Raw genomic sequence first — 2,775 nt, forward strand, 5'->3', positions numbered from 1 at the left:
CACTAGGACGTTATTTCAGGCATTGCAGCCTTATTTGACTCCTAAACGTCTCGCACTTCTCGCTTATTATACCATATTGCCCTAAAATATTAACCTAATTTGAGATTAAATCATGCTCCCATTTCGCCTCGGGGGGGCTAGTTATCAATGCGGCGGGAATCACCCGGTTATCCGCGACTTCCCCCCAGGTGTAAGGGGAAAGTTTCGTCCTTTACCGGCTAGGACTCATCAGGCGGTGAAATCTAGATCTTTTAATTACTTAATGGGCTCTGTAGGTTATACAAGAGAGCGTCGTGGCATTTAATAACTGACTGCTGGAATCTGTCTATATCTTGACATTCTTGAACACAAAAGAAACCATTGATAAAAACCAGTTCGCAAATGGCATTATCAACCATTCTTTTTATGTCTATCAAGATGTCCGTAAATTCGGTAGATTTATCAGCCATATATATCCAATTGTCTAGCAAATCATAGGAATCATCGTCGGTAGGATTTTCGCTGTAGTTATTGGCTTCTACTTTCACAGCCCGTGCTAGCTGTTCCAAGTGGTTACTGATGTTTTCCCTGGTTAAGGGTTCATCGGGGTTCGGGACTTGAACTTTTAACCACAGAGAGGAAACCTGTACGCTAATATTTTCAATGGACTTTAAGATATCCTTTTTTAGCTGTGTGGTGTATTGGGTTTGTGGGTTTTGCTGGTTTGTGCTATTCATCATCAGAGCCTCCAATTTTTTCAATGAGTTTGGGAATGAGTTTCCCGGCTTCCTGGGTGTTGGTAACAAATTTCTCTAGTTGGTTGAGAAATTGCTTTTGGGCGTAGGGTTTAGTGAGTTTGTCGGTGAAGCAGTAGTTATAAAGTTGGTCGATGTCATAGTAGAGTTTCCTTACCATGTAGCTGACATCTAAGACCTCTTCTTTAAACCCTGGCAATCGCCTCAATTGCTCATCCAGATGGTCGCGGTCATTGGTCACAGTTTTCGCAACTCCTTCATGCCTTCATTGGTTAGTTGTCTAATTAGATGCAGGTAGCCAATAACCTCGGCTAAATGCTCGTCTTTTTCGAGGGTGAACTGGTCAAGTCTGACGCTAATCCTTTCCCCGTAGTCTTGGATGCTTGTCGCGATGTCAGTTAGGCGACCCAGGTAAATCTCTGACTCAAGATTCTCCATTTTCCTCGGTGATAAAGATTTTTGCCTGTTCTAAAAACAGCTTAGTTTTTTGTAAGGCTGCATCAGCGTATTGCTGGAATTTTTGGATGCTAATATCATCAAATGACAGCCTTTCTTTAACGTAGTAATTGATAGAGAAAATCTGCCAAGCCATGGAAATCAACAGGTGATCGCCAGCGGCAGAGGAATCCTCTGATGGAAGTTCCCCGTTCTCGATCGCCTCAAGTATTTTTTTTACATCCTGCTTTTGGAGGTTGGTATCGATGTCTCGATTAAAATGAGACATCAAATCTTTGTGCATTGTGTTTAAGGCGCTAGGGGTTAAGTGTTGAACTAAGACACTAAGCTGATCTGCCTTCTGTTGGTTGGTTAATTTTTTCATCGCCAATGCGCCGTTATTAGTGGTTAGACTAGTTAACTATGGCGGCGATGGGGAGCGATCGCACCTAAATAGAACTTTGGGAAGGAGCGATCGCATAACCCGCCGCCGCGATCGCACATTTAGCAAGTCAACCTCTAGGAGTGCTATTATTAAGCCACGGTTAAGGATAAAAGAGCTTGAGTTTTCTCCCGACTTGGGCATAGTAAACTCCTAAATGACTTGCTTAGGGGTGGCTTTGGTCAAGCCGCCCCAAGTTTTTTGACTTAGTGACCGATACTCATGTTCGCAGCATCGAGATGTCGCACTACCTCATAACTCAAACAAGTGGCCCTAAGCAATTGGGCTCTGATTTCCCTGTAGTCGGGGTTTTTAGATTCCAGAATGGCAGTCACTGTTTGCAGACAACGGGTTAATTCTTCATTTGAAGTAGTCGCCGCCTGGAGTTTTATCTGTGTGAACGGGTTGTTTCTGTTGTCGGTTGACATCGTAGTTTTTCACCTTCTCATTGGGGCGGCCGTTTAAAACGATCGCTCTCAGTTCATCCCCATTGCTCCTCTGGTAAGTCGCCAGCATTTCATTGGCGAGATACCAGCTTTCCTTTAGCAGGCGACCAACCTGTTGAGTTGTTAATGGCAACTCCTGAACCAGGCTAGGATTTTGCAGTAGTGCTAAAAGGACGGATTTGGCCGTGTCGGAAACGGCAGAATGGGAGAGCGGAATTTCTCTTCTGTCTGGTGCTTCCATAGAATTTCCTCCAGTTCCTCTGGCGTGTACTCAAGTAATTTGTTGAACAAACTTAGATATGCAAAAACCTCCTCTGCTGTTAGTGATTCGGACAAGTTGAGTTGACCCGTAGCAGTCTCAGATGTTATGCTGATGACTGAACGAGGTAGATTCACGTCGCTCATCTTTAAGTTCCTTTTTGCTAAGGATGATGGGGAGGAAGGGGAAACGTTGGGGTTTCCCTTTCCTTTTGGAATCAAGACTTGTGAACTTTGAACACCAAACCAATAGGTCCGGCTATTTGGGGATTCCGTTGGATGGAATCCTCAATTTCTGCTATGTAGTGAGCTACCTCCTCATCTGATAATTTGAACACAGACCTTTGAGCTGTCCGTCTTAGATGCCGTCCGATTTGTTGCTGCCCGTTGGCGGCGACTTGTCGATCTGCCAGCATCCAAGCCAAACAAGTGACCAGGAAAATCCGCTGATGTTTTTTGT

General features: G+C 44.4%; 7 protein-coding genes. All 7 read right to left on the minus strand.

The annotated features are described in order from the left end of the window. Positions 1-251: 251 nt before the first annotated feature. On the minus strand, positions 252-716 hold the full coding sequence (locus P5674_RS23995) for a hypothetical protein (RefSeq protein ID WP_006616136.1): 465 nt from the start codon (positions 714-716) through the stop codon (positions 252-254). Further along, the gene (locus tag P5674_RS24000) at positions 709-975 is read right to left on the minus strand and encodes a hypothetical protein (protein ID WP_006616135.1); all 267 of its coding nucleotides are present in this window, start codon (positions 973-975) and stop codon (positions 709-711) included. Before P5674_RS24000 ends, P5674_RS23995 begins: the two co-directional genes overlap by 8 nt. Continuing rightward, on the minus strand, positions 972-1,172 hold the full coding sequence (locus P5674_RS24005; protein WP_006616134.1) for a hypothetical protein: 201 nt from the start codon (positions 1,170-1,172) through the stop codon (positions 972-974). Before P5674_RS24005 ends, P5674_RS24000 begins: the two co-directional genes overlap by 4 nt. Beyond that, positions 1,159-1,554: a hypothetical protein gene (locus tag P5674_RS24010; protein ID WP_006616133.1), complete on the minus strand. Its 396-nt coding sequence runs from the start codon at positions 1,552-1,554 to the stop codon at positions 1,159-1,161. The genes P5674_RS24005 and P5674_RS24010 overlap by 14 nt, the downstream gene beginning before the upstream one ends. Before the next feature lie 36 nt (positions 1,555-1,590). Further along, positions 1,591-1,755, minus strand: coding sequence for a hypothetical protein (locus tag P5674_RS24015; RefSeq protein WP_014275871.1), 165 nt, complete (start codon positions 1,753-1,755; stop codon positions 1,591-1,593). Between the two features lie 216 nt (positions 1,756-1,971). Further along, positions 1,972-2,298, minus strand: coding sequence for a hypothetical protein (locus P5674_RS24020; protein ID WP_006616132.1), 327 nt, complete (start codon positions 2,296-2,298; stop codon positions 1,972-1,974). Between the two features lie 235 nt (positions 2,299-2,533). Then, positions 2,534-2,775: hypothetical protein (locus tag P5674_RS24025; RefSeq protein WP_315670352.1), on the minus strand; the 242-nt coding region annotated here is incomplete at its 5' end.

The organism is Limnospira sp. PMC 289.06 (assembly GCF_032350395.1).
Taxonomy (GTDB): domain Bacteria; phylum Cyanobacteriota; class Cyanobacteriia; order Cyanobacteriales; family Microcoleaceae; genus Limnospira; species Limnospira platensis.

Bases quoted from the DNA above. Each gene is read 5' to 3' on its own strand.
- P5674_RS23995 (WP_006616136.1), bottom strand. From the start codon at position 716: ATGAATAGCACAAACCAGCAAAACCCACAAACCCAATACACCACACAG.
- P5674_RS24015 (WP_014275871.1), bottom strand. From the start codon at position 1,755: ATGCCCAAGTCGGGAGAAAACTCAAGCTCTTTTATCCTTAACCGTGGC.
- P5674_RS24010 (WP_006616133.1), bottom strand. From the start codon at position 1,554: ATGAAAAAATTAACCAACCAACAGAAGGCAGATCAGCTTAGTGTCTTA.
- P5674_RS24020 (WP_006616132.1), bottom strand. From the start codon at position 2,298: ATGGAAGCACCAGACAGAAGAGAAATTCCGCTCTCCCATTCTGCCGTT.
- P5674_RS24005 (WP_006616134.1), bottom strand. From the start codon at position 1,172: ATGGAGAATCTTGAGTCAGAGATTTACCTGGGTCGCCTAACTGACATC.